Below are 23,356 nucleotides of genomic sequence, written 5' to 3' on the forward strand. Positions count from 1 at the left end.
ATCGCCAGGTCAGCGCCTGTTTCGGTGGGGTGTGCGAGCGGCGGGGTCATCGACGCGTGAACTCGATGTGCAGCTCGGTCAGCCCGCGCAGCAAAAAGGTCGGCTCGTAGCTGTAGCGGCGCGCACCGGCCGGACCGTGCGCCGACTCGCTGATCCGGATGTCGCGCATGCATTCGAGCAACCTCTGCACGGTGATGCGGCCCTCCACTCGCGCCAGCGGCGCGCCCGCACACGAGTGGATCCCCCGACCGAACGCGATGTGCTCGCGCACGTTCTTTCGGTCCGGTCGGAACTCGTGCGGATCGTCGAACTTGCGCGGGTCTCGGTTGGCCGCGCCGAGGCACAGCATCACGATCGTGCCGGCCTTCAGCGGCACCCCGCCCAGCGTGGTGCTCTTGCGGACGAGCCGGAAGTCGACCTTGGTCGGTGAGTGCATGCGCAGCGCCTCTTCGATGAACGCCGGTATCCGCTCGGGGTGCTCGCGCAGCATCTGCTGGAAGTCCGGCCGGTCCCCGAGGGTCTGCACCGCCGCGCTGAGCAGCTTGGTGACGGTCTCCTGCCCCGCGGCGAACAGGAACGTCGCCGGCTTGACCACCTCGATCAGCGACGGTGTCGAACCGTCGGGGTACACCGCCGTGGCCATCCCCGACAGCACGTCGCCGCGCGGTTCGCGGCGACGCTCGGCGAGATAGCCGGCGAACTTGTCGTCGAGATACTGCAGCGGGTCGCGCCCCACCGGGGCGCCGTCGAGCGCGCCGACGCGGGTGCCGTAGCGCTCCTCGACACCGAGCGCGGCCAGGAAGTCCGGGCGGTCCTCCTCGGGCACGCCGAGCAGGTCGATGATTGCCGATGTGGCGAAGGGCTTGGCGTATTCGGAAAGGAACTCGCAGCGCCCTTCTTCGGAGTCCGAGCCGATGATCTGGTCGATCTGCCTGTCGACCAGCTGCCACATGTAGTCCTCGTTCTCCTTGAGCCTGCGTGGTGTCAGGAGTTTGGTCAGCAGCGACCGGGCCCGCTCGTGAGCCGGCGGGTCCATCACGACCATGTGTTCGTGGATGGGAAACAGATGGCGGTGCGCCTCGATCTGGTCGGTGATGTCGTCGCCGTCGGGGACGAACGGCAGCGGCGGGAATGGCCCGCCAATCGCGTTCACCGCCGAGAAGGAGTCGTGATCCTTGAAGGCCGCCACCACTTCGGCGTAGCCGGTGACGGCCACGACGCCGTAGTTGGGTTCCCGAAACACCGGTCCCTGCCCGCGAAGGTGGTCCCAGTAGTCATAGGGGTCCTGACTGATCGCATGGTCGGAGAAGTAGTCCACCGAGGCGAGATCGGTCATCGACGGCCGTCCTTCCGGTTCTGGCGCCCGCAAGCAGTCTGATCGATCGATCAAACTGTTAGGATGCGCCATGCCTATCACGGGCCGTGACAGAGGGTCAAGCATCCGGGCGGGGGGTCGTTGATGCCGCGCGCCGAAAAGGTGAAACCAGCCGAAGCGGGAGCACGGCAACGCCTCATCGAGGCCACGGCGAAGGTCATGCGCGACGAGGGTTACGCCGCGGCGACGTCGCGACGCGTGGCCGCCGAAGCCGGCGTCAAACAGGCGCTGGTCTACTACTACTTCCCGACGATGGACGACCTGTTCGTCGAGGTGTTGCGGGCAGGCGCGGAGGCGTCCCTGGAGAACATGCGCGCGGCGCTCACCGACGACGACCCGTTGCGCACGCTGTGGCTGATCAACAGCGATCTGCGTCGGACCGGCCTGAATACCGAGTTCATGGCGTTGGCGAACCACCGAAAGGTGATTCGTGCCGAACTGAAGACATACGCCGAGCGCGTACGCGACATCGAGACCGCCGCGGTCACGGTGGCCCTGCGTGCTCACGGCGTCGATCTCGACGACTATCCGCCGGTCGCCGTTTCGATGCTGATCGTGCAGATCGCGCGCAGCCTGTGCAACGAGGATGCGGTCGGCGTCACGCTCGGACACGACGAGATGCGCGACTTCATGCAGCGCTGGATGCAATCGCTGAAGGAATCGTTGACCACCGGCGGGTCGCGGCCTCCGCCTGGCTGACGCGACATCCACGGGCGCAAGACCTCTCATGAGGGCCGACTGTTGACACGTGGGCCGATCGGTGCCACGCTCCTGATCGATCGACCAATCAATTCGAGCGGCCAGAAGGTGGACACATGGGTGGACGAGTCGAGGGCAAAGTCGCGTTCGTGACCGGCGCGGCACGGGGTCAGGGCCGCAGCCACGCGGTGCGCCTCGCCGCAGAAGGCGCCGATATCATCGCGGTGGACGTCTGCAAGCAGATCTCCAGCAACGACGACATCCCCTGGGCGACACCCGATGACCTCGCCGAGACGGCCGACCTCGTCAAGAACCTGAACCGGCGCATCGTCACCGCCGAGGTCGACGTACGTGACTACGACGCACTCAAGGCGGTCGTGGACGGCGGCGTCGAACAGTTGGGCCGACTCGACATCGTCGTCGCCAACGCCGGCATCGGCAACGGCGGCGCAACGCTGGACAAGACCAGCGAAGACGACTGGCGCGACATGATCGACGTCAACCTCTCCGGCGTGTGGAAAACCGTGAAAGCCGCGGTCCCCCACATGCTTTCCGCCCGGCGTGGCGGTTCGATCATCCTCACCAGCTCGGTCGGCGGACTCAAGCCCTACCCCCATACCGGCCACTACATCGCCGCCAAACATGGCGTGATCGGCTTGATGCGCACATTCGCCGTCGAACTTGGTCAGCACTCGATCCGAGTCAACGCCGTCTGTCCCACGAACGTGAACACGCCGCTGTTCATGAACGAGGGGACCATGAAGCTGTTCCGCCCCGACCTCGAGAACCCCGGACCCGAGGATCTCGCCGTCGCCGCACAGTTCATGCACGTGCTACCGGTCGGCTGGGTGGAGCCCGAGGATGTCAGCAACGCCGTTTTGTTCCTCGCATCGGACGAGTCGCGCTACATCACGGGCCTTCCCGTGACGATCGATGCGGGCAGCATGCTCAAGTAGCCCGGGGCGATTTCGGTGCACTACGTATCGCTCAGCGACTCGAAGTGCACCCAAATCCCGTAATAGGAGTCCGTGTGAAGCTTGTGTTCAACCTCCCGCACATGCTGCGGCTCAAGGCCATGATGCAGCCGTGGGAAGCATCGGTGACGGGTGCCGACCAGACGCGGATGGCCAAGTGCGCCGACGAGTGGGGCTACGACATGATCGCGGTGCCCGAGCATTCGCGATCCCCAACGACCACGTCGAACTGTCCGGTCCGCACTATCTGCAGTCGACTGTCGCGCAGGCGTATCTCGCCGGTGCCACGAGCGCATCATGCTCAATTCGTGCATCACGATACTGCCGCTGCAGCATCCGATCGTGCTGGCGAAGTCGCTGGCCACCGCCGACTGGATGAGCAGCGGCCGCATGATGGTGACGTTCGGAGTGGGCTGGCTGGAACGCGAATTCGACCTGCTCGGTGTGCCGTTCCGCGAACGCGGCCGCATCGCCGACGAATATCTGGCTGCGATCGTCGAACTGTGGACCAGTGACTCGCCCAGCTTCGACGGCACGTATGTGTCCTTCGATGACATCGCCTTCGAGCCCAAGCCGATTCAGAAGCCGCATCCGCCGATCTGGATCGGTGGCGATGCCGACGCGGCCCTGCGCAGGGCGGCGAAGTACGCGTCGGGTTGGTGGTCGTTTCTCACCCCGCCCGACAAGATCGCCGAGCGCCTCGACTTCATCAAGTCCCAGCCGGGCTACGACGGACGCCCGTTCGACGTGGTGCACGGGCTGCAAACGAACCGGGTGGGCGAAGGCCACACCGTGCAGGACGACCCCGATGGCCGGCCGGGCATGAGCGCCGCCGAGATCGTCGACCGCTTGGGCTGGCTCGCGCAACAAGGCGTCACCGTCAGTGCGGGTCCCCTACCACCCGTGAGCGGCGTCGACGAGTACCTCGACTACGCGCAGTGGGTCATCGAAGAGATCAAACCGCAGCTTCCCCAGTGATTTCGGTGCACTACGTATTTCGGTGCACTACGTGTCGCTCAGCGACCGGTAGTGCACCGAAATCGCTAAAGGCCGAGCGACTTGGCGATGATCACCTTCATCACCTCACTGGTGCCGGCATAGATGCGCGCCACGCGGGCGTCGGTGTACAACCGCGCAATCGGATACTCCATCATGTAGCCGTAGCCGCCGAACAACTGCAGACAGCGGTCCACCACTCGCTGCTGCATCTCGGTGCAGAACAGCTTCACGCGGGCCGCATCCGCGCCCGACAACTCGCCGTCGACGTGCAGGGCCACCGCGCGGTCCAGCATCGCCTGTGCGGCTTCCACCTCCGCCGAGCAGGCCGCCAGCTCGAACTTCGTGTTCTGAAATGACGCCACCGGAGTCCCGAACGCCTTGCGGCTCTTGGTGTACTCGATGGCAGCCGCGATCGCCGAGCGCGCCTGCGCGACCGATCCGACCGCGACGGTGAGCCGCTCCTGGGGAAGATTGTGGCCGAGGTAGCTGAAGGCCTCGCCTTCTACGCCCAGCATGTTGGCCGCGGGCACGCGGACGTCGACGAACGAGAGTTCGGCGGTGTCCTGGACCTTGCAGCCCATCTTCTCCAGCTCGCGGCCTCGGGTGAAGCCCTGCATTCCGTCCTCGACGACGAACAGCGTGAGCCCCTTGCGCCGGTTGTCCGGGTCGGTCGAGGTCCGCGCGACGACGATCACGAGGTCGGCCTGCATACCACCGGTGATGAACGTCTTGGCGCCGTTGAGAATCCAGTCCCCGTTCTCGGAGCCGTCGCGCACCGCGGTGGTACGCACACCGGCGAGGTCAGATCCGGTGCCCGGTTCCGTCATCGCGACGGCGGTGAGAAGCTCACCGGCGGCGAGCCCGGGAAACCACCGCTTCCGTTGCTCCTCGTTGGCGTAGTGCAGGAAGTACGGGAGGATCACCTCGAGTTGGGTGCGCACGGTCGACAGCGTGACCAGTGCGCGAGCCGCCTCCTCTTGCAGCACAACGTTGTAGCGGTAGTCGGAGGTACCGCCTCCCCCGTACTCCTCAGGGATGGCCATGCCGAGCATGCCCAGCGACCCCATCTGTTTGAACACCTCGCGAGGCATGCGCCCGCCCTTCTCCCACTCGGGATAGTGCGGGACCACTTCCTTTTCGACGAAGTCACGGGCGAGTTCGCGAAACGCCTCATGGTCGTCGGTGAACAGGCTTCTCTGCACGCGGGTCCTCCCGTGAAGTCAGGCGACGTGTTGGGTCACCATCGCCAGCGATGGGTTCATCAAGCCGCTAGGCGATGGTCGCTAGGCGATGAGTTCGACCAACGTCGCGTTGGCGGTTCCGCCGCCCTCACACATGGTCTGCAGGCCGAACCGAAGCCCGTTGTCGCGCATGTGGTTGAGCATCCGCGTCATCAGCACCGCGCCCGACGCTCCGAGTGGATGTCCCAATGCGATCGCCCCGCCGAGCGGGTTGAGTTTGTTTTCGTCGGCGCCGGTCTCGGCCAGCCAAGCCAGCGGCACCGGCGCGAACGCCTCATTCACCTCGAACACACCGACCTCGTCGAGGGCCACTCCGGCCTTGTGCAGAACCTTCTCCGTCGCCGGGATCGGACCGGTCAGCATCAGCACCGGGTCGGCGCCGGTGACCGCACCAGCGCGGTAGCGCGCGATCGGGTTCAGGCCCAGCGCCACTGCGTTGTCGGCGGCCATCACCAGCAGTGCTGCGGCACCGTCGGAGATCTGCGACGAGTTGCCCGCATGGATGACGCCGTCGTCCTTGAACGCCGGCTTGAGCCCCGCGAGCTTCTCGACCGTGCTACCCCGCCGCACACCTTCGTCTGCCACTACGGGCTCACCGTCGGTGAACACCGGCATCAGCTGCGATTCGAACGCGCCCTTGTCCTGCGCGGCGGCGGCCAATTCGTGTGAGCGCACCGAGTACTCGTCGAGCCGAGTGCGCGAGAAGCCCCACTTCTGGGCGATCAACTCCGCCGAGATGCCCTGGTTGAAGGTGAAGTCGCCGTAGCGCTCGAGGACCTTGGGCCCGTAAGGCATTCCGGTGGCGCGCGCCGAACCGAGTGGCACCCGGCTCATCACCTCGACCCCGCCGGCGACGACGACATCCTGCTGACCCGACATCACCGCGTGGACGGCGAAATCCAGCGCCTGCTGGCTCGACCCGCAGGCGCGGTTGACTGTGGTGCCGGGGATCGTCTCGGGCCAACCCGCCGCCAGCACCGCATAGCGGCCGATGTTGCTGGACTGGTCGCCGACCTGAGACACGCAACCCCACACCACGTCGTCGACGATCTCGGGGTCGATACCCGCACGCTCCACCAGTGCGGTGAGCACAATCGCCGACAGGTCGGCGGCATGCATCTCCGACAATCCGCCGTTGCGCTTGCCGACCGGCGTGCGCACGGCCTCCACGATCACGGTTTCACGCATTGTTCTTCTCCGATCCGGGCCCCAGCGCCCATCGACCAGTAAATACGGCCTCACGTTTGGCGGCGAACGCGGCATAGGCCTCCGTCGAATCCGCGGTGGCGAAGTTGGCCGGTTGGGCGCGGGCCTCGTTGGCCAGCGCCTCCCGCAGTGTCGCGTTGGCTCCGTCGTTGAGCAGCGCCTTGCTCTGCGCCAACGCGACCGGTGGGCCCGCTGCGAGCCGTGCCGCCAGATCCGCGACGAAGCCGTCGATCTCGTCCGTGGGTCTCACCCAGGTGACCAAGCCCAGCACGCGGGCCTCCTCGGCGTCGATCATGTCGGCCAACAGCACCAGGCGCTTCGCTTGTTGCAGACCCACCAGCTTCGGCAGCAGCCATGATCCGCCGAGGTCCACCGACAGGCCGCGCTTCGAAAAGATCTGGCAGAAGCGCGCTTCCGGTGTCGCCACCACGAAGTCACAACCCAGCGCCAGGTTCCAGCCGGCCCCGACCGCGACCCCGGTCACCTTGGCGATGGTGGGCACGGACAGTTCGTGCAGCGCGAGCGCGACGTCGGTGAGCCGACGCAGCTTGTGCCGCGGGTGGATGTCCTCGGGTACGCCGATGTCGGCGCCCGAGCAGAACGCCCCACCAGCACCGGTGATGACCAATGCGCGCAGTGCGGTGTCACGGGCGGCCACCCGCAGCGCATCGGCCAGTTCCTCCCACAGCTGCGCGTTGATCGCGTTCTTACGGTCCGGCCGGTTCAGCGTCAGGGTGCGCACCCCGTCGCTGTCGGAGGTCAACAGCACATCGCTCACGAGTACGCGGGCCCGATCACTCCGTCCGCGCGTAACCGCGCGAGATCCTCCGCCGTGAGGCCCAATTCGCCGAGGACGGCGTCGGTGTGCTGACCCAGACCGGGCACCGCCCCCATCGGTTGTTCGAAGCCGGTGATCACCGGCGGTGGGCGCAGCGCGCGGATGTCGCCCTTGGGGGTCGCGACCGTGCGCCACCGGTCTCGAGCGGTGAGGTGGGGATGCGCGACGACCTCGCTGGGCACGTTGTACCGCGAGTTACCGATTCCGGCGTCGTCGGCGATCTTCTGAATTTCGGCGAGATCACGTTGAGCGCACCAGGTTCCAATGGCCTCCTCGAGGATCTCGCGGTGGGCGCACCGGTCGGGGTTGGTGGCGAAGCGGGGATCGTCGGCGAGGTCGGGGCGGTCGATGATCTCGCGGGCCACCCGCTGCCATTCCCGGTCGTTGGTGGTGCCGAGCACCACCGTCTGACCGTCCCGCGTCGGGAACGCCCCGTAGGGCGCGACCGCGGGTGAGCCGACGCCGAGCGGTTCCTGGTCGATGCCCGAATGCTGGGTGTAGGTCAACTGATAACCCATCACGTCGGTCATCACGTCGAACAGGCTCAGCGCCACCGACGGACTCGTGGCCGCGTCGTTACCCCTGCCTCGTCCGACCAGCAGCGCCAGGATGGAGATCGCCGCGTACAGGCCCGTCGAGAAGTCGGCCATCGCCGGTCCCGGTTTGGCCGGCATTCCCGGGTAGCCGGTGACCGCGCAGGATCCCGACTCCGCTTGTACGAGAAGGTCGTACGCCCGCTTGTGGGAGATCGGCCCACCGGGTCCGTACCCGTCGATCTCGACCGGAATCACGTTGGGATGACGGGTGGCCAGGTCGGCGGGGGCCAGGCCCATCCGCGCGGTGGCGCCCGGCGCGAGGTTGGACACGAACGCGTCCGCCCGATCCAACAGGCGGTGCAGAAGGTCCATGCCCTCGGGCGCCTTGGTGTTCAGCGTCACCGACTCCTTGCCGCGGTTGCACCAGACGAAGTGCGCGGCCAACCCACCGGGGCCATTGACGACGTCGTCGTAGTCGCGGGCGAAGTCACCACCGTTGGGGTTCTCCACCTTGATCACCCGGGCGCCGAAGTCGGCGAGCACCCGGGTACACATCGGCGCCGCCACGGCTTGCTCCATCGCGACGACCGTGACGCCGCTCAGTGGCGCTGCGGCGTTCACATCACCATTCCGCCGTCGACCGGCAGCACCTGTCCGGTGATGTAGGACGCGGCGTCGGACGCCATGAACACGAACGCGCCGGCGACCTCCTCGGGATCCGCCCACCGCTTCATCGGGATGCGGTTCATCATGTTCGCCGAGAACTTCTCGTTGGTGCGGATGGTCTCGGTCATCGGTGTCGCGGCCAGCGGAGCCAGCGCGTTGACCATGATCTTCTTGGTCGCCAATTCGCGCGCAAGGGATTTGGTGAATCCGATGATGCCCGCCTTGGCCGCCGAGTAGTTGACCTGGCCGAGCGTGCCCGTCAGGCCGGCCGCCGAGGTGACGTTGACGATGCGGCCGGTGCCGTCGGTCGGGATGTGCGGCAGCGCGGCCTGCGTGACGTTGAACGCGCCCATCACGTGGATGTCGAACAACAGGCGGAACGACTCCTGCGTCGTCTTCTCGAACATCGCCGGCTTGGTCACGCCCGCGTTGTTGATGACGATGTGCAGGGCACCGTCGGCCAGAGCGGCCGCCTGTGCGGCAGCCGCGTCGGCGGACTCCCGGTCGGCGACGTCAAGGGCGGCGGCCTCGGCGCGCCCACCGCCGGCTGAAATGCGTTGCGCCACCGCAGCTGCGGCGTCCTTATCGATGTCGGTGACGAGCACCGCGGCGCCCGCGTCGGCCAGGGCCTGCGCGACGGCCGAGCCGATACCGCCGGCCCCGCCGGTCACCAGGGCCGACCGGCCCGACAAGTCGAAATAGTTGACCATCAGTCAGGACTCCATCGTCAGTAGCTGCGCGGCAGCCCGAGAACGTGCTCGCCGAGGAAGTTGAGGATCATCTCCTGGCTCACGGGTGCGATCTTCATCAGCCGCGACTCGCGGAAGTAGCGGGAAACGTGGTACTCCTCCGAGTAACCCATGCCGCCGTGCAATTGCAGGGCCCGGTCGGCCGCGCCGAAACCGGCGTCAGCACACAGGTACTTGGCCGTATTGGCTTCGCGCCCACACGCTTTGCCGTTGTCGTAGAGCCAGGTGGCCTTGCGCAACACCAACTCGGCCGCATCGAGGCGGGCCAGCGAGTCGGCCAGCGGGAACTGCAGGCCCTGGTTCATGCCGATCGGCCGGTTGAACACATGCCGCTCGTTGCCGTACTTCACGGCCTTCTCCAGCGCGACCCGACCAATGCCCAGCGCCTCAGCCGCGATCAGCATCCTCTCGGGGTTGAGGCCGTCCAGGATGTACTTGAAGCCCTTGCCTTCTTCGCCGACCCGGTGCTCGACGGGCACCATCAGGTCGTCGATGAACACCTCGTTGGAGCTGACCGCGTTGCGCCCCATCTTCTTGATGGGCCGGATGTCGACGTGGTCGGGATCGAGGTCGGTGAGGAACAGGGTCATCCCGTCGGTCTTCTTGGCGCCGCGTTTTTCTAGGTCGGCCGGCGTCTCGGTCCGAGTCAGCAGCAGAATCTTCTCCGACTCCAGCGCTTTGGAGATCCACACCTTGCGCCCGTTGACCCGGTACTTGTCACCTTCGCGCTTGGCGAAGGTGGTAATGCGCGAGGTGTCCAGCCCCGCACCCGGTTCGGTGACGCCGAAGCACACATGCAGATCACCGTTGACGATCCGCGGCAGCGTCTCGGCTTTGAGCTCGTCGGAGCCGTGCTTGACGACGGGTTGCATCCCGAAGATCGACAGATGGATGGCGCTGGCGCCGTTCATTGCGGCCCCGGAGCGCGACACCTCCTCGAGCAACAACGTCGCCTCGGTGATGCCCAGGCCGTGCCCGCCGTACTCCTCGGGGATCGTCATCCCGAGCCAGCCGCCCTTGGCGATCGCATCGTAGAACTCTCGCGGGAATTCGTGCGCGAGGTCCTTTTCCATCCAATAGTGGTCGTCGAACTTGCTCGCCAACTCACGGACGGACTTGCGGATCAGCTCCTGGTCCTCGGTCAGCTCGAAACTCATCCCGCCGGGCACGGTGGTTCTCCTCTTGTCATCGTCTCGCAGAGCAGTGCGCCGGCGCGTGAACGCAGCTTCCGCACCGGCGCACTGATAGACGCTCCTTCCGGCCCCGCGGCCGGAACTTCCGATACTTGCAGACCTCTTTAGTCCTTGTTGCCCGTCACCTGCTTGGCGCTGGCCGCGAAGTCCGCGAACGACGCGCCGGTCTTTTCCTTCTTCGACAGGGCCTGGATCGAGACGTCGTGGCCCTCGGCGGCTTTGCGCAGGGCACCCACGGTGGCTTGTTCGCGGGTGATGTGGGTGAACGGATCCCAGTGATACCAGCGCATCGCGTTCTCGAACGTCATCTTGTTGATCTCGTCGTCGGGCACGTTGTTGGCGGTGAGCACCTCGTCGAGCTGCTCGGGCGCGCCGGGCCACATCGAGTCGCTGTGCGGGTAGTCGGCCTCCCAGCAGATGTTGTCGATCCCGATCGCGTTGCGGGTGGCCACCCCGACCGGATCGGCGATGAAACAGGTCAGGAAGTGCTCGCGGAACACCTCACTGGGCAGCTTGCCCCCGAAGTCCTGCCCCGTCCACGTCGAGTGCATCTCATAGGTGCGATCGACCCGCTCCAGGAAGTATGGGATCCAACCCGTCCCGCCCTCGCTCAACGCGATCTTGAGCGTCGGGTACTCCTTGATCGGGCGCGACCACAACAGATCTGCGGCGGCTTGGACGATGTTCATCGGCTGCAGCGTGATCATCACATCCATCGGCGCATCCGGAGCGGTGATCGCCAACCGCCCCGAAGAACCGATGTGCACGTTGAGCACGGTCTCGGTGTCGACCAACGCGTCCCACATCGGCTTCCAATGGTCGAAATCGTGGAAGCTCGGATACCCCATGGCCGAGGGGTTCTCGGTGAACGTCAACGAATGCACACCGCGCTCAGCGTTGCGCCGGATCTCGTTGGCGCACTCCACCGGATCCCAGATCACCGGCAGCGTCATCGGGATGAACCGCGCCGGGTAGGCCCCGCACCACTCCTCGACGTGCCAGTCGTTGTAGGCCTTCACCAGCGCCAGCGAGAACTCCTGATCCTCGGTGGCGAACAACCGGCCCGCGAAGCCGGGGAACGAGGGGAAGCACATCGAGCCAAGGATGCCGCCGGCGTTCATGTCCTTGACTCGCTCGTCGACCTGCCAGCAGCCGGGCCGGATCTCGTCGAGACCCTGCGGTTCCAGGCCGTACTCCTCTTTCGGACGGCCCGCTACCGCGTTGAGCGCAACGTTCGGGATCACCGTGTCGCGGAACTGCCAGGTGTCCGAACCGTCGGGGTTGTGCACCAACCGCGGGGCCTCGTCGATGTACTTCTTGGGCAGGTGGTTCTTGAACATGTCGGGCGGTTCGACGATGTGATCATCAACGCTGATCAAGATCATGTCGTCCTTGTTCATGCCCGTTCCTTTCGTCGCGTCCCCCGAGGCTAGCTATCCGGACTGTGCCCGATGTGAGGAAACTATCTTCTCACCCTACGAGAATCCATGTCCGAAAACCACCCTATGGCCTCCTGTCAGGGCAGTTAGGTTCGGAGAGGCAGCCTCGTGACCACCGTCGATGACCTCCGGCGTTGACCGTCGGCGCGAAAGGTGGAAATCTATTGGCGAAATATGAGAACCTGATTCTCATCGCCGAGAGCACACAGGAAGGAGGCGCCTTGCGCGTGCCGCCGCTACCCGCACAGGAGTGGGACGATGCCGTCGAGCAGGCACTGTCGAGCATGTCTCCCGAACGGCGCAATCCCGAACGGGCGGGCAATCTGCTGGCGACGATGGTCCGCCATCCGAAGCTGACCCGCGCCTTCCTGCGTTTCAACTTCCACCTGCTGTACGGGTCGACACTGCCGCCGCGGCTGCGCGAGTTGGCGGTCCTACGCGTCGCGCATCTGACCGAGTGCGAGTACGAGTGGCGACACCACGTCGAAATGGGGCGCGACGAGGGCCTGACGGACGACGTCATCGACGCCGTCCAACGGGGTGAGGCATCAGATGAGCTCGACCGGGCCGTACTGCGTGCGGTCGACGAACTTCAGGACAGCGCCAATGTCTCCGACGCGACGTGGGCCGCCCTGTCCGAACACCTCGAGGAACGTCAGCTGATGGACCTCGTCTTCACCATCGGCTGCTATGGCGCACTGGCCATGGCCATCAACACTTTCGGCGTAGAACCAGACGCCGAAAATCTCGCAGAGAGGTAGACATCGTGGCATTTTTCCCGAAACCAGAAGAGGGTAGCTGGACCGAGCACTGGCCCGAACTGGGCACCGCACCGGTCGACTACACCGATTCGATCGACCCGGAGCAGTGGAAGCTCGAGCAGCAGGCCATCTTCCGCAAGTGCTGGCTCAACGTGGGACGAGTGGAGCGGCTTCCCAAGAAGGGCAGCTACTTCACGCGCGAGATGCCGTCGGCGGGCGCGGGCACCTCGGTGATCATCGTCAAGGACGGCGACGAGGTGCGCGCATTCCACAACATGTGCCGCCATCGCGGAAACAAGCTGGTGTGGAACGACTACCCCGGCGAAGAGGTCTCGGGCACGTGCCGCCAGTTCACCTGCAAGTACCACGCCTGGCGCTACAACCTCAAGGGGGATCTGACCTTCATCCAGCAGGAGGGCGAGTTCTTCGACGTCGACAAGGCCGACTACGGGTTGGTGCCGGTGCGTTGCGAAGTGTGGGAAGGCTTCATCTTCATCAACTTCGACAACGACGCCGAACCCCTCACCGAATACCTGGGCGACTTCGCCAAGGGGCTGGAGGGTTATCCCTTCCACGAGATGACCGAGACGTATTCCTATCGGGCCGAGGTCAACTCGAACTGGAAGCTGTTCATCGACGCGTTCGTCGAGTTCTATCACGCTCCGATCCTGCACATGAAGCAGGCGGTCAAGGAGGAGGCCGAGAAGCTCGCCAGCTACGGCTTCGAGGCACTGGCCTACGACATCAAGGGCAGGCACTCCATGGTGTCCTCGTGGGGCGGGATGAGCCCGCCGAAGGACATAAACATGGTCAAGCCCATCGAACGGATCCTGCACAGCGGCCTGTTCGGACCGTGGGACCGGCCGAAGATCAAGGGCATTCTGCCCGAAGAACTTCCGCCTGCGGTCAACCCATCGCGGCACCACGCCTGGGGTCAGGACTCCTTCGAGTTCTTCCCGAACTTCACGCTGCTGCTGTGGGCGCCGGGTTGGTACCTGACCTACCACTACTGGCCCACCGACGTGGACAAGCACATCTTCGAGTGCACCCTGTACTTTGTCCCCGCGACGAACACGCGCGAGCGGCTCGCCCACGAGCTTGCGGCCGTGACGTTCAAGGAGTACGCGTTCCAGGACGCCAACACCCTCGAAGCCACCCAGACGATGATCAACACCCGTGTCGTCAAGGACTTCCCGTTGTGCGACCAGGAGGTGCTGTTGCGTCACCTGCACAAAACCGCGTGGGACCACGTGAACGCCTACAAGAAGGAAAAGGGCCTCACCAATGGACAGGCCGCCGCAACCGCGAGCGAGAAGGACGCGATCAATGCCTAAGCTGCCGGAAGAATTCGCCGACCTGGAGCGGTTCACCGACTGGTGCCTGCCCACCGAAGAGGAGCGCTACCAGAAGCGCCTGTCCTCGACGATGGAGGAGATGCAGGAGTTCTACGACGCCGGCATGGAGCGCCTCGAGGCCGTCATGGAGTACTGCGACGCCCGCTTCCCGCTGGACGGAATGCCCGATGACGCAAAGGCTCTCATCCACATGATGCAGTCGCTGGTCAACGTGTCGTTCCCGATCGAGGTGTGGAAGCAGCCGCGCGTGCTCGACAGCGGAGCCACCTACATCACCTGCATCCGGGAGCCGGTGGTCTGACGTTGTCCGCTCTTCGCGCAAGCGGTCCCCCGCAAGCGGGCGGTGCCCCCACATCGCCGAGCGCAGTGACCCTCAAAGCCGCGGGTCTCCTCGACGTCGACGCCGGCGAGATCGTCCGGCCGGGAATCGTCCGGATCGACGACGACCGCATTGTGGGCGTCGGTGGCTCAGCCGAGGGCGACGTCATCGATCTCGGTGACGCCATCCTGCTGCCCGGTCTGATGGACATGGAGGTCAACCTCCTGATGGGCGGCCGGGGCGAGAACCCCGGCCTGTCCCAGGTCCAGGACGACCCCGCGACGCGGGTGCTGCGGGCCGTCGGCAATGCGCGACGCACCTTGCGAGCGGGTTTCACCACGGTTCGCAACCTCGGGTTGTTCGTCAAGACCGGCGGGTACCTGCTCGACGTCGCGCTGGGCAAGGCGATCGACGCGGGCTGGATCGATGGTCCGCGGGTGATCCCGGCGGGCCACGCGATCACCCCGACCGGGGGGCACCTCGATCCGACGATGTTCGCCGCGTTCATGCCCGGCGCGCTGGAACTGACGGTCGAGGAGGGCATCGCCAACGGCGTCGACGAGATCCGCAAGGCGGTGCGCTACCAGATCAAGCACGGCGCGCAGCTGATCAAGGTCTGCGTATCCGGCGGTGTGATGTCGCTGACCGGAGAGGCTGGCGCACAACACTATTCGGACGAGGAACTGCGGGCCATCGTCGACGAGGCACACCGGCGTGGGCTGAAGGTGGCCGCGCACACCCACGGAGCCGAGGCGGTCAAGCACGCCGTCGCATGCGGTATCGACTGTATCGAGCACGGCTTCCTGATGGACGACGAAGCCATCCAGATGCTCATCGACAACGACCGATGGCTGGTGACCACGCGCCGCCTCGCCGAGGCCATGGATGTGTCCCGGGCTCCGAAAGCGCTGCAGGACAAGGCCGCCGAAATGTTCCCCAAGGCGCGTACGTCAATCAAGGCCGCATACGAAGCGGGCGTGAAGATCGCGGTCGGCACCGACGCCCCGGCCATTCCGCACGGCAAGAACGCCGACGAGCTCGTCACGTTGGTGGACTGGGGTATGCCACCCGCCGCCGTGCTACGCGCGGCGACCGTCGTCGCCGCCGATCTGATTGACAGAACCGACCTGGGTCGCATTGCCGAGGGGTACCTCGCGGACATCATCGCGGTCCCCGGCGATCCCCTGACCGACATAGGGGTTACACGGGATGTCAACTTTGTAATGAAGGGCGGTAAGGTCTTCCGACATGACTCGAACTGACGATCTCGTCGAGATCCAGCAGCTGCTGGCCAAGTACGCCGTCACCATCACCCAGGGCGACATCGAGGGCCTGACATCGGTGTTCACCCCCGACGGGACGTACAGCGCGTTCGGCTCCACCTACACGCTCAACCGGTTCCCCGAGCTGGTCGAGGCCGCACCCAAGGGCCTGTTCATGACCGGCACGTCGCTGGTCCACCTCGACCCCGACGACCCCGACAAGGCGTCGGGCACCCAGCCGCTGTGCTTCATCGAGCATTCCAAGCACGACATGCGCATCGGCTATTACAACGACACTTACGTCCGCACCGACGAGGGCTGGCGGCTGAAAACCCGTGCCATGACGTTCATTCGGCGCAGCGGCGACCACGACTCCGGCCGACCTCACGCGATCGGAAGGCCGGAAGCAGGATGACAGAGCTCTTCGAGCCGGCCGCGTTCCGTACCGCACTGCGGGAATGGCTCGACGCCAACGACCTGACCCCTTCCGACGACGACTCGCTCGACGCGCATCAAGCCCAGCACCTGCGAGTGCTCAAGGCGTTGTACGACGCGGACTGGATGCGCTACGGCTGGCCGGAGTCGGCCGGCGGGCTGGGCGGCCCCGACATCCTGCGCGCCATCGTCGGCGAGGAGGTCGTCGGACGCGGTCTCGACCATCCGGGCCCGTACTCGATGCTCGACGTGCTGACACCGACCATGATCGATTACGCGCGGCCCGAACTGGCCGCCGAGATGGTGCCGCGGTTGCTGTCGGGTCAAGAGTCATGGTGCCAAGGCTTTTCCGAACCCGGTTCGGGCAGTGACCTGGCGTCGTTGACGACCCGCGCTGTGCCCCAAGGTGACAACTGGGTGATCAACGGCCAGAAGGTGTGGACCAGTTTCGCGCAGTACGCGACGCGGTGCATCCTGCTCACCCGCACCGGCGATACGAACACGCCCAATCACGAGGCGATCACCGCGTTCTTCGTCGACCTCGATTCCCCGGGTGTCTCGGTGCGCCCGTTGCGCACCATGCACGACGTCGACGAGTTCTGCGAGGTGTACTTCGACGACGTCGTGGTGCCTGCGGATCGCATGCTGGGCAATCCCGGGGACGGTTGGAAGCTGGCGATGGACCTGCTCCCCTACGAGCGTTCCACCTGCTTCTGGCAGCGCATCGCCTACCTGTACTCGCGCTTCGACGATCTCGTCAACGAAGTCAAAGGCCTTGGCACCGCGTCGGATTCCGACCTCGGCGAGGTGTACCTGGCATTGCACACGTTGCGCTGCCGTTCGCGCGCCACCCAGCACCGGCTGGGCGAGGGACAGAAACTGGGCGCGGACACCTCGATCGACAAGGTACTGCTGGCAGGCGCCGAACAGCGGCTCTACGACACCGTGCGCGATCTGCTGCCCGGTCGCATCGAACTCGACGACAACACCTGGCGGACCGAGTACCTGTATTCGCGAGCGGCAAGCATCTACGGCGGAACCGCCGAGGTGCAACGCAACATCATCGCCCGTCGCCTGCTCGATCTCGGTAAGGAGTGAGGAGTGGAATCCGGTTTGGACGCCGAATCACTGGCGATGCTCGAGGACACCCTGCGCAAGACGATGCTGTCGGTCTCCGGGGCGGAGTTGGACGCGGCACTCGCGGAACTCGGCTGGGCCGAGATGCTGGCCGACACGCCCGACCAGGCGATTCCGCTGGTGTTCCGGCTGCTGGGCGAAACCGGTTCGCACGCTTCCGTTCTCAACGATGTGCTGCTGGAGACCATCGGCGGACTGCCCGGCGGCACACCGCCGATGCCGTACACCGGCGGTGGCTGGGTGGTGTGGGAGCGCACGGCCAACACCGAGCCGACGCTGGGTGACCTGCCGCTTCGCCGCGTGCCCGACGGCGAGTTGATGCGGATGGGCGAGGCCCGTCGCGCGGTGGGCTGGTGGCTGGTCGGTTCGGCACGCGGAATGCTCGCACTGGCCCGTCAGCACGCACTGGATCGCGTCCAGTTCGGTAAGCCGATCGCGTCGTTCCAGGCGATCCGGCACCGGCTGGCCGAGACGCTCGTTGCGATCGAGGGCGCCGAGGCGACGCTGGGCCTGCCGGGAACGGAGAGTGCGGACCTCACGGCGATGCTGGCCAAGGCGGCGGCCGGCAAAGCGGCGATGACGGCGGCCAAGCACTGCCAGCAGGTGCTCGGCGGCATCGGCTTCACCGCCGAACACGATCTGCACCGGCACATCAAGCGGGCCCTCGTGCTCGACGGATTGCTCGGTAGCTCACGCGAACTCACCAAGAGGGCCGGAGCCGGCCTGCGGGCCAGAGGCTCAGTCCCGAGACTCGCCCACCTGTAGCCCGCCGGTCTCCTCGTTCCGCGAGCGTGCGTGTCTGCACACGACACGCCGCGGAATTTCGACGCTTCGCGCACGCTCGCGAACCACCGACCGTGCACAACACCAGATTCATCCACAACCGTGTTCTTCGCGGCCGAGGTGTTGATGCGTCGGCGTGACGATTGCGGTCATGGATACCGCCCTGAGGCAGTTGTTCGATGAGCAAGGTGGCGTGGCGACCACCGGCCAGATTCTGGCGATCATTCCCAGGTACACGTTCGAATCGATACTGAAAGCCAAGTATCTGGAGCGACTCTGTCACGGTATCTACTGTCTCGGCGAGCCGACGGACGACCTGCGGCTGCGCGGCCTGGACCTCTCGTGCGGCACAACCGTTCCGGTATGCCTGTCGACTGCGGCCGCCCTGTTCGGCTTCGACACCGAGGAACCCGCTGAACTTCACGTCCTCAATCCGCCCGGCCACCAGTTGCGGTCGGCAGACGGTGTGATCGTGCACCGCCGCGACGGTGCGCCGCTGGTGCAAACCGCCGGGCGGATCGCCACTTCCCCGGCGTGGACTGCAATCGAAGTGGCCCGCGCACTGCGTCGGCCCCGCGCACTCGCGACGCTCGACGCTGCACTCCGCTCGGGCACGTGCACCCGGGCCGAGTTGTGGCGCGCGGCAATTCGACAGGCCGGTCGGCGCGGCATTGTCGCGGTGCGCGACCTTCTGCCTCTCGCCGACGCGCGCGCCGAGTCACCGATGGAAAGCGAAGCGCGGCTGGCGATGACCGACGGTGGCTTGCCGCTGCCCGAACTGCAGTACGAGGTTGTCGACGGCAACGGACAGCTACGGCGTCTTGACTTCGCATGGCCCGACTTCGGCGTCGCGGTCGAGTATGACGGCATCGATTGGCACACCGAACCCGATGCGCTGCGCAATGACCGTCGCCGTCAACTCGCCCTGCAGGACGTCGGCTGGACCGTCATCGCGATCGTCTTCGACGATGTGCGACACCGGGCGTCGGAATTCGTAGCGAGGATCGACCGACAACTTCGTCACGCTCGCGCCGCGTGAGCGCGCGCAAAGTGTCGAAAATCCGCGGCGTGTCGTGCGCAAACACGCACGCTCGCGGCACAAAGGTAACGCGCGCTCGCGGCACAAAGGGTTACTGGATGCTGGCCTTCATCTCGTCGAGGTTCACCAGCACCGGCCATCCACCGACACTCAGCGCGTTTCCGTGGCCGGTCTGGTGGATGTCGAACACCGACTGGATGGCGGCGTAGAACCCCTGCACGTCGAGCGTCTGGTTCACCGCACGCTTGGCTTGGCGCAGCGCGAACGGTGACATCTTGGCGATCTGCTCGGCCATCGCCCTGGTCTCCGAGTCGAGCTGGTCGCGAGGCACCACCTTGTTCACCATGCCGGTGGCCGCGACCTCCTCGGCCGTCATAGCGCGGCCGGTGAACAGGATCTCCTTGGCCTTGCGCGGTCCGAGTTCCCAAGTGTGTCCGTGGTATTCGACGCCGCCGATGCCCATCAGCACCACCGGGTCCGAGAACTGGGCGTCGTCGGCGGCGATGATCAGATCGCACGGCCAGCACAACAGCAGGCCACCGGAGATGCAGCGGCCCTGAACGGCGGCGATCGACGGCTTGGGCACATTGCGCCAGCGCAGCGTGTACTCCAGATAGCGCTTGGCCTCGTGCTGGATGATGAACTCCAGCGTGATCTTGTCCGGGACCGGTCCCCCGCCGCGTAAATCGTGCCCGGCCGAGAAGTGCTTCCCATTGGCGCGCAACACGATCACCGACACCTCGGGATCCTCGGCCGCGCGGGTCCACGCCCCGTCGAGTTCGTCGAGCAGTTCCGGGTTCTGCGCGTTGGCGGCCTCTGGCCGGTTCAGGGTGATGGTCGCGATGCGGTCGGCGACCTCGTATTCGATGTACACGGTGCAGTCCTTTTAGTTTCGAGGCAGTCCCAGCAAGCGCTGGGCGATGATGTTGCGTTGAATCTCTGAGGTGCCGCCGGCGATCGTGCCGCCGAAGGTGCGAACGTAGCGTTCGAACCACCCGCACCGGTACAGCTCCAGATGCTGTGCGCTGTATGGGCCGGAAAAGTTCGGCGCGGGCAGCGCGTCGGTCCCCGCGGCGGCCAGCGCGTACTCGGCCGCCGACTGCGACGCCTCCGAGCCGAGCAGTTTGAGCACCGACAGGGCGGGCACATCCTCATCGCCGCGCGCGGCACGGGCGAGTGCCACCGAGCCGAGCAGGCGCAACGCCTGGTTGTCCATCACCAGCTCGGCATACCGGTCGCGATCGAGTGCGGAGATGGGACGGAAATCTTCGACCAGTTCCTGCAGGCGGTCCGCATAGCTGAGCCACAGCATGTTTCGCTCGTGCCCGAGCGAGCCGTTGGCGACCCGCCAACCCTCGTTCAACGGTCCCACCAGGTTCTCGGCGGGCACCCGGACGTCGTTGAAGAAGACCTCGTTGAAATCCAGGTCGTCGTTGCCGCACAGCGACGCGAATGGACGTCGCACCACCCCCGGCAGGTTCGTCGGGATCATCAGCACGCTGATGCCCTTGTGCTTGGCCGCTTTCGGATCGGTACGAACGAATGTCAGCAGGACGTCGGCGTCGTGTGCCCCCGAGGTCCACACCTTCTGCCCGTTGACGACGAAATGGTCCCCGTCGCGCACCGCGGTGGTGCGCAGCGACGCCAGGTCCGATCCCGCGCCCGGTTCACTCATCCCCAGCGACGCGGTGATCTCCGCGCGAAGGATCGGCACCGCCCAGCGCTGCTGCTGTTCGGGTGTCCCGAACGAGATCAGCGATGCCGAGATGATCCCGACGCCCTGCACGTTGTAGGTCAGATACACCCGCCTGCGCGCCAGTTCCTCTTGATGGACGTACTGCTGCAGGATCGTCGCGTTGCGCCCGCCGAACTCCGGCGGGTAGCCGGGCAGCAGCCATCCGTTGTCGAACATCAGCCGTTGCCAGTCCCGGGCCCAGCCCGGCACGTCGCTGCTGGACCGCGACCGCTCCAGGGCGACGGCATCGGGGGGAAGATGTTGGTCGAGGAAGGCGTTGAATTCGGCGCGGAACGCCTCGACATCAGCATCGAAGGTGAGCTGCACGGGACTCCCGCCGGATCAAATCTTTGGTAGGACTATTGTTATCTCCAAAATGAGAATACTATTCTCATCGTGAGAAAGTTACAATCTCTGACACGTTGGCCGCGAGGGGGTCGAGGACCGCAATGGCGAGACGTTCTCCGGTACAGTCAGTTCATGTTCTCCCCACCCGGCCGGCGTCTGAGCCGCCGGTGACAAGCCCCAGCGAGGAGCCTGCCTGGAAGCAGCGCGCGGTCGAACGGTCGATCAAAACCGCGAAGCTACGGGCCGCGCAACGCGTACAGCGCTTCCTGGACGCCGCGCAGGCGATCATCATCGAAAAGGGCAGTACCGACTTCACCGTCCAAGAGGTCGTCGATCGCTCGCGGCAATCGCTACGCAGCTTCTACCTGCAGTTCGACGGTAAGCACGAGTTGCTGTTGGCCCTTTTCGAGGACGCACTGAGCCGGTCGGCGGACCAAATCCGCGCAGCCACCACCACCGAGGACGAGCCGATCGAGCGGCTGAAGGTCGCCGTGCAGTTGCTCTTCGAATCCTCGCGTCCGGACCCGACGGCCAAACGCCCGCTGTTCACCGACTTCGCCCCTCGGCTCCTGCTCTCGCACCCCGCCGAGGTCAAGATCGCACACGCGCCGCTGCTCGCGCTGCTGACCGAGCTGATGGAAGAGGCCGGTGAGGCAGGCCAGCTGCGGGAGGGCATCAACCCGAAGCGGATGGCGGCCATGACCATGCAGACGGTCATGTTCGTGGCCCAGTCCAACGGTGCCGAGGACGGCACCACGCACCCGATCACCGCCGACGAGGTCTGGGACTTCGTCTCGCACGGATTTGCCGCCAAGTAGGCGGAGAACTCCGTTCTCACCTCTGGCGCGAGAATCGCGTTCTCGTTCCCACCGCGCCCCGAAACCGAGCCTGACAACTCGTGCGGAGAATCGTATTCTTCTGAGCGAAGAGCTTAAATATTCCGTTTTGAATCCCGTATTGACACTCCTTCGGAGCGAATGCCAGAGTTGTGAGACAAATGCCAGCCCACTGTCTTATGCGACCTGACCGGCGAGAGGCGATCCGGTGACGATCAGCGCTGAAAATCCCGACGTACACGATGCGGAACAGGACGAGTTGTACTACGACCCGTACAGCGTCGAGCTCAACATGAACCCGTACGCGGTCTTCGCGCGCCTGCGCGAAGAGGCCCCGCTGTACTACAACGCCAAACACGACTTCTACGCGTTGAGCCGGTTCGAGGATGTCAACAAGGCCGTCATCGACCACCAGACCTTCATCTCGGGTCGCGGCGCATTGCTCGAGATCATCAAATCGGGGATGGAGATCCCCCCGGGCACACTGATTTTCGAAGATCCCCCGATCCACAACATCCACCGCAACCTGCTGTCCCGGGTGTTCACCCCGCGGAAGGTGCAGGCGCTGGAACCCCAGATCCGCGAGTTCACCGCCGGTTGCCTGGACCCGTTGACCGGCACGGACAAATTCGACTTCGTCAACGATCTCGGCGCGCAGATGCCGATGCGCGTCATCGGAATGCTCTTGGGCATACCGGAAGCCGACCAGCGCCGCGTCACCGAGCACGGTGAGGCGACGTTGCAGAGCGACTCAGTCGATCTGATGGCCAGCGGTGAGGTGTTCGCCGAATTCATCGACTACCGCACCGAGCATCCCTCCGACGACATCATGACCGACCTGCTCAACGCCGAGTTCGAAGACGAAACCGGCACCCGTCGCAGACTGCGCCGGGAAGAACTGCTGATGTACCTGACGGTCATCGCCACCGCGGGCAGCGAGACGACCACGCGCTTGATCGGTTGGGCCGGCAAGACACTCGCCGACTACCCCGACCAGCGCGCCGAATTGGTCGCCGACCCAGCGCTCATCCCGCAAGCGATCGAGGAGATCCTGCGCTGGGAACCGCCGGCGCTGCAGATCGCCCGGTACGTGACCCGCGATGTGGAGTACTACGGCCAAACGGTCCCCGAGGGATCGGCGATGCTGATGCTGGTGGGCGCGGCCAATCGCGACCATCGCCGCTTCCCGCCGAACGGCGACGTCTTTGATATCCACCGAGAACTGCACTCGCACATGACGTTCGGTGCCGGAACCCACTTCTGCATGGGTAACGCGCTGGCACGCCTGGAGGGCCGGATCGCGCTCGAGGAAATCCTCAAGAGGTTCCCGACCTGGGAGGTCGATTGGCCCAACGCGCGCCCATCGCCGACCACCGCGGTCCGCGGCTGGGAAACCATGCCCACCTTTGTCAACTCGAAGTAGAACCCAAA

At 65.4% G+C, this 23,356-nt stretch carries 22 protein-coding genes and 1 pseudogene; 13 read left to right on the plus strand and 10 right to left on the minus strand.

Annotated features, from left to right (window positions below; genetic code table 11):
- Positions 1-46 precede the first annotated feature (46 nt).
- Positions 47-1,336, minus strand: coding sequence for a cytochrome P450 (locus AU192_RS14225; protein ID WP_064397132.1), 1,290 nt, complete (start codon positions 1,334-1,336; stop codon positions 47-49).
- 123 nt (positions 1,337-1,459) lie between these two features.
- Here AU192_RS14225 and AU192_RS14230 point away from each other — a divergent pair, with 123 nt between their 5' ends.
- The 3 genes and pseudogenes from AU192_RS14230 (at position 1,460) to AU192_RS14240 (ending at position 4,026) form a co-directional block, all read left to right on the plus strand.
- Positions 1,460-2,074, plus strand: coding sequence for a TetR/AcrR family transcriptional regulator (locus AU192_RS14230; protein ID WP_064397134.1), 615 nt, complete (start codon positions 1,460-1,462; stop codon positions 2,072-2,074).
- 116 nt (positions 2,075-2,190) lie between these two features.
- Positions 2,191-3,030, plus strand: coding sequence for a mycofactocin-coupled SDR family oxidoreductase (locus AU192_RS14235; protein ID WP_064397137.1), 840 nt, complete (start codon positions 2,191-2,193; stop codon positions 3,028-3,030).
- 101 nt (positions 3,031-3,131) lie between these two features.
- Positions 3,132-4,026: pseudogene (locus AU192_RS14240) on the plus strand (TIGR03619 family F420-dependent LLM class oxidoreductase).
- 65 nt (positions 4,027-4,091) lie between these two features.
- Here the strand turns inward: AU192_RS14240 and AU192_RS14245 are convergent.
- The 7 genes from AU192_RS14245 to AU192_RS14275 form a co-directional block, all read right to left on the minus strand.
- Complete coding sequence (locus AU192_RS14245; RefSeq protein ID WP_064397139.1) at positions 4,092-5,249, minus strand: acyl-CoA dehydrogenase family protein; 1,158 nt, start codon at positions 5,247-5,249, stop codon at positions 4,092-4,094.
- An 81-nt stretch (positions 5,250-5,330) separates the two neighbouring features.
- Positions 5,331-6,476, minus strand: a complete 1,146-nt coding sequence (locus AU192_RS14250; RefSeq protein WP_064397141.1) for a thiolase family protein — start codon at positions 6,474-6,476, stop codon at positions 5,331-5,333.
- A complete protein-coding gene (locus AU192_RS14255; RefSeq protein WP_094286430.1) occupies positions 6,469-7,263 on the minus strand; it encodes an enoyl-CoA hydratase/isomerase family protein in 795 nt (264 codons plus the stop codon). The genes AU192_RS14250 and AU192_RS14255 overlap by 8 nt, the downstream gene beginning before the upstream one ends.
- Positions 7,264-7,268: 5 nt before the next feature.
- Positions 7,269-8,489, minus strand: coding sequence for a CaiB/BaiF CoA transferase family protein (locus AU192_RS14260; protein WP_082695018.1), 1,221 nt, complete (start codon positions 8,487-8,489; stop codon positions 7,269-7,271).
- Positions 8,486-9,244 carry an SDR family NAD(P)-dependent oxidoreductase gene (locus AU192_RS14265; protein ID WP_064397144.1) on the minus strand — a complete coding sequence of 253 codons (759 nt, stop codon included), beginning with the start codon at positions 9,242-9,244 and terminating at the stop codon, positions 8,486-8,488. The genes AU192_RS14260 and AU192_RS14265 overlap by 4 nt, the downstream gene beginning before the upstream one ends.
- A 17-nt stretch (positions 9,245-9,261) precedes the next feature.
- Entirely contained in the window at positions 9,262-10,440 is a 1,179-nt protein-coding gene (locus AU192_RS14270; RefSeq protein ID WP_064397145.1) for an acyl-CoA dehydrogenase family protein, read from the minus strand.
- Between the two features lie 140 nt (positions 10,441-10,580).
- On the minus strand, positions 10,581-11,876 hold the full coding sequence (locus AU192_RS14275; protein ID WP_064397147.1) for an amidohydrolase family protein: 1,296 nt from the start codon (positions 11,874-11,876) through the stop codon (positions 10,581-10,583).
- 260 nt (positions 11,877-12,136) lie between these two features.
- Here AU192_RS14275 and AU192_RS14280 point away from each other — a divergent pair, with 260 nt between their 5' ends.
- From AU192_RS14280 to AU192_RS14315, 8 genes are all read left to right on the plus strand, one after another.
- Entirely contained in the window at positions 12,137-12,676 is a 540-nt protein-coding gene (locus tag AU192_RS14280; RefSeq protein WP_064397452.1) for a carboxymuconolactone decarboxylase family protein, read from the plus strand.
- 5 nt (positions 12,677-12,681) lie between these two features.
- Positions 12,682-14,010: an aromatic ring-hydroxylating oxygenase subunit alpha gene (locus AU192_RS14285; protein ID WP_064397149.1), complete on the plus strand. Its 1,329-nt coding sequence runs from the start codon at positions 12,682-12,684 to the stop codon at positions 14,008-14,010.
- Positions 14,003-14,332 (plus strand): hypothetical protein, encoded by a 330-nt coding sequence (locus AU192_RS14290; RefSeq protein WP_064346540.1) that lies wholly within the window; start codon positions 14,003-14,005, stop codon positions 14,330-14,332. Before AU192_RS14285 ends, AU192_RS14290 begins: the two co-directional genes overlap by 8 nt.
- A 65-nt stretch (positions 14,333-14,397) precedes the next feature.
- Positions 14,398-15,612 (plus strand): metal-dependent hydrolase family protein, encoded by a 1,215-nt coding sequence (locus AU192_RS14295; RefSeq protein ID WP_064397151.1) that lies wholly within the window; start codon positions 14,398-14,400, stop codon positions 15,610-15,612.
- Complete coding sequence (locus AU192_RS14300) at positions 15,599-16,027, plus strand: nuclear transport factor 2 family protein (protein WP_064397152.1); 429 nt, start codon at positions 15,599-15,601, stop codon at positions 16,025-16,027. Before AU192_RS14295 ends, AU192_RS14300 begins: the two co-directional genes overlap by 14 nt.
- On the plus strand, positions 16,024-17,145 hold the full coding sequence (locus tag AU192_RS14305) for an acyl-CoA dehydrogenase family protein (protein ID WP_064397154.1): 1,122 nt from the start codon (positions 16,024-16,026) through the stop codon (positions 17,143-17,145). The genes AU192_RS14300 and AU192_RS14305 overlap by 4 nt, the downstream gene beginning before the upstream one ends.
- Positions 17,146-17,181: 36 nt before the next feature.
- Positions 17,182-17,949: an acyl-CoA dehydrogenase family protein gene (locus AU192_RS14310; protein ID WP_064397454.1), complete on the plus strand. Its 768-nt coding sequence runs from the start codon at positions 17,182-17,184 to the stop codon at positions 17,947-17,949.
- 169 nt (positions 17,950-18,118) lie between these two features.
- Positions 18,119-19,006: a type IV toxin-antitoxin system AbiEi family antitoxin domain-containing protein gene (locus AU192_RS14315; RefSeq protein ID WP_064397156.1), complete on the plus strand. Its 888-nt coding sequence runs from the start codon at positions 18,119-18,121 to the stop codon at positions 19,004-19,006.
- Between the two features lie 91 nt (positions 19,007-19,097).
- On the opposite strand, the gene AU192_RS14320 is transcribed toward AU192_RS14315, so the two are convergent.
- Positions 19,098-19,880 (minus strand): enoyl-CoA hydratase, encoded by a 783-nt coding sequence (locus AU192_RS14320; protein WP_064346535.1) that lies wholly within the window; start codon positions 19,878-19,880, stop codon positions 19,098-19,100.
- 12 nt (positions 19,881-19,892) lie between these two features.
- Positions 19,893-21,068, minus strand: a complete 1,176-nt coding sequence (locus tag AU192_RS14325) for an acyl-CoA dehydrogenase family protein (protein WP_064397158.1) — start codon at positions 21,066-21,068, stop codon at positions 19,893-19,895.
- 122 nt (positions 21,069-21,190) lie between these two features.
- Here AU192_RS14325 and AU192_RS14330 point away from each other — a divergent pair, with 122 nt between their 5' ends.
- On the plus strand, positions 21,191-21,907 hold the full coding sequence (locus AU192_RS14330) for a TetR/AcrR family transcriptional regulator (RefSeq protein ID WP_082693919.1): 717 nt from the start codon (positions 21,191-21,193) through the stop codon (positions 21,905-21,907).
- A 310-nt stretch (positions 21,908-22,217) separates the two neighbouring features.
- On the plus strand, positions 22,218-23,348 hold the full coding sequence (locus tag AU192_RS14335) for a cytochrome P450 (protein ID WP_233151298.1): 1,131 nt from the start codon (positions 22,218-22,220) through the stop codon (positions 23,346-23,348).
- Positions 23,349-23,356 lie beyond the last annotated feature (8 nt).

The organism is Mycobacterium lehmannii, from assembly GCF_001499925.1.
Lineage (GTDB): Bacteria > Actinomycetota > Actinomycetes > Mycobacteriales > Mycobacteriaceae > Mycobacterium > Mycobacterium lehmannii.

What these genes read in the sequence shown, in the direction of transcription:
- AU192_RS14335 (WP_233151298.1), top strand. Translation starts at nt 22,218, where the DNA reads ATGAACCCGTACGCGGTCTTCGCGCGCCTGCGCGAAGAGGCCCCGCTG.
- AU192_RS14275 (WP_064397147.1), bottom strand. Translation starts at nt 11,876, where the DNA reads ATGAACAAGGACGACATGATCTTGATCAGCGTTGATGATCACATCGTC.
- AU192_RS14290 (WP_064346540.1), top strand. Translation starts at nt 14,003, where the DNA reads ATGCCTAAGCTGCCGGAAGAATTCGCCGACCTGGAGCGGTTCACCGAC.
- AU192_RS14235 (WP_064397137.1), top strand. Translation starts at nt 2,191, where the DNA reads ATGGGTGGACGAGTCGAGGGCAAAGTCGCGTTCGTGACCGGCGCGGCA.
- AU192_RS14315 (WP_064397156.1), top strand. Translation starts at nt 18,119, where the DNA reads ATGGATACCGCCCTGAGGCAGTTGTTCGATGAGCAAGGTGGCGTGGCG.
- AU192_RS14305 (WP_064397154.1), top strand. Translation starts at nt 16,024, where the DNA reads ATGACAGAGCTCTTCGAGCCGGCCGCGTTCCGTACCGCACTGCGGGAA.
- AU192_RS14300 (WP_064397152.1), top strand. Translation starts at nt 15,599, where the DNA reads ATGACTCGAACTGACGATCTCGTCGAGATCCAGCAGCTGCTGGCCAAG.
- AU192_RS14230 (WP_064397134.1), top strand. Translation starts at nt 1,460, where the DNA reads ATGCCGCGCGCCGAAAAGGTGAAACCAGCCGAAGCGGGAGCACGGCAA.
- AU192_RS14330 (WP_082693919.1), top strand. Translation starts at nt 21,191, where the DNA reads ATGGCGAGACGTTCTCCGGTACAGTCAGTTCATGTTCTCCCCACCCGG.
- AU192_RS14225 (WP_064397132.1), bottom strand. Translation starts at nt 1,336, where the DNA reads ATGACCGATCTCGCCTCGGTGGACTACTTCTCCGACCATGCGATCAGT.
- AU192_RS14310 (WP_064397454.1), top strand. Translation starts at nt 17,182, where the DNA reads ATGCTCGAGGACACCCTGCGCAAGACGATGCTGTCGGTCTCCGGGGCG.
- AU192_RS14265 (WP_064397144.1), bottom strand. Translation starts at nt 9,244, where the DNA reads ATGGTCAACTATTTCGACTTGTCGGGCCGGTCGGCCCTGGTGACCGGC.
- AU192_RS14270 (WP_064397145.1), bottom strand. Translation starts at nt 10,440, where the DNA reads ATGAGTTTCGAGCTGACCGAGGACCAGGAGCTGATCCGCAAGTCCGTC.
- AU192_RS14250 (WP_064397141.1), bottom strand. Translation starts at nt 6,476, where the DNA reads ATGCGTGAAACCGTGATCGTGGAGGCCGTGCGCACGCCGGTCGGCAAG.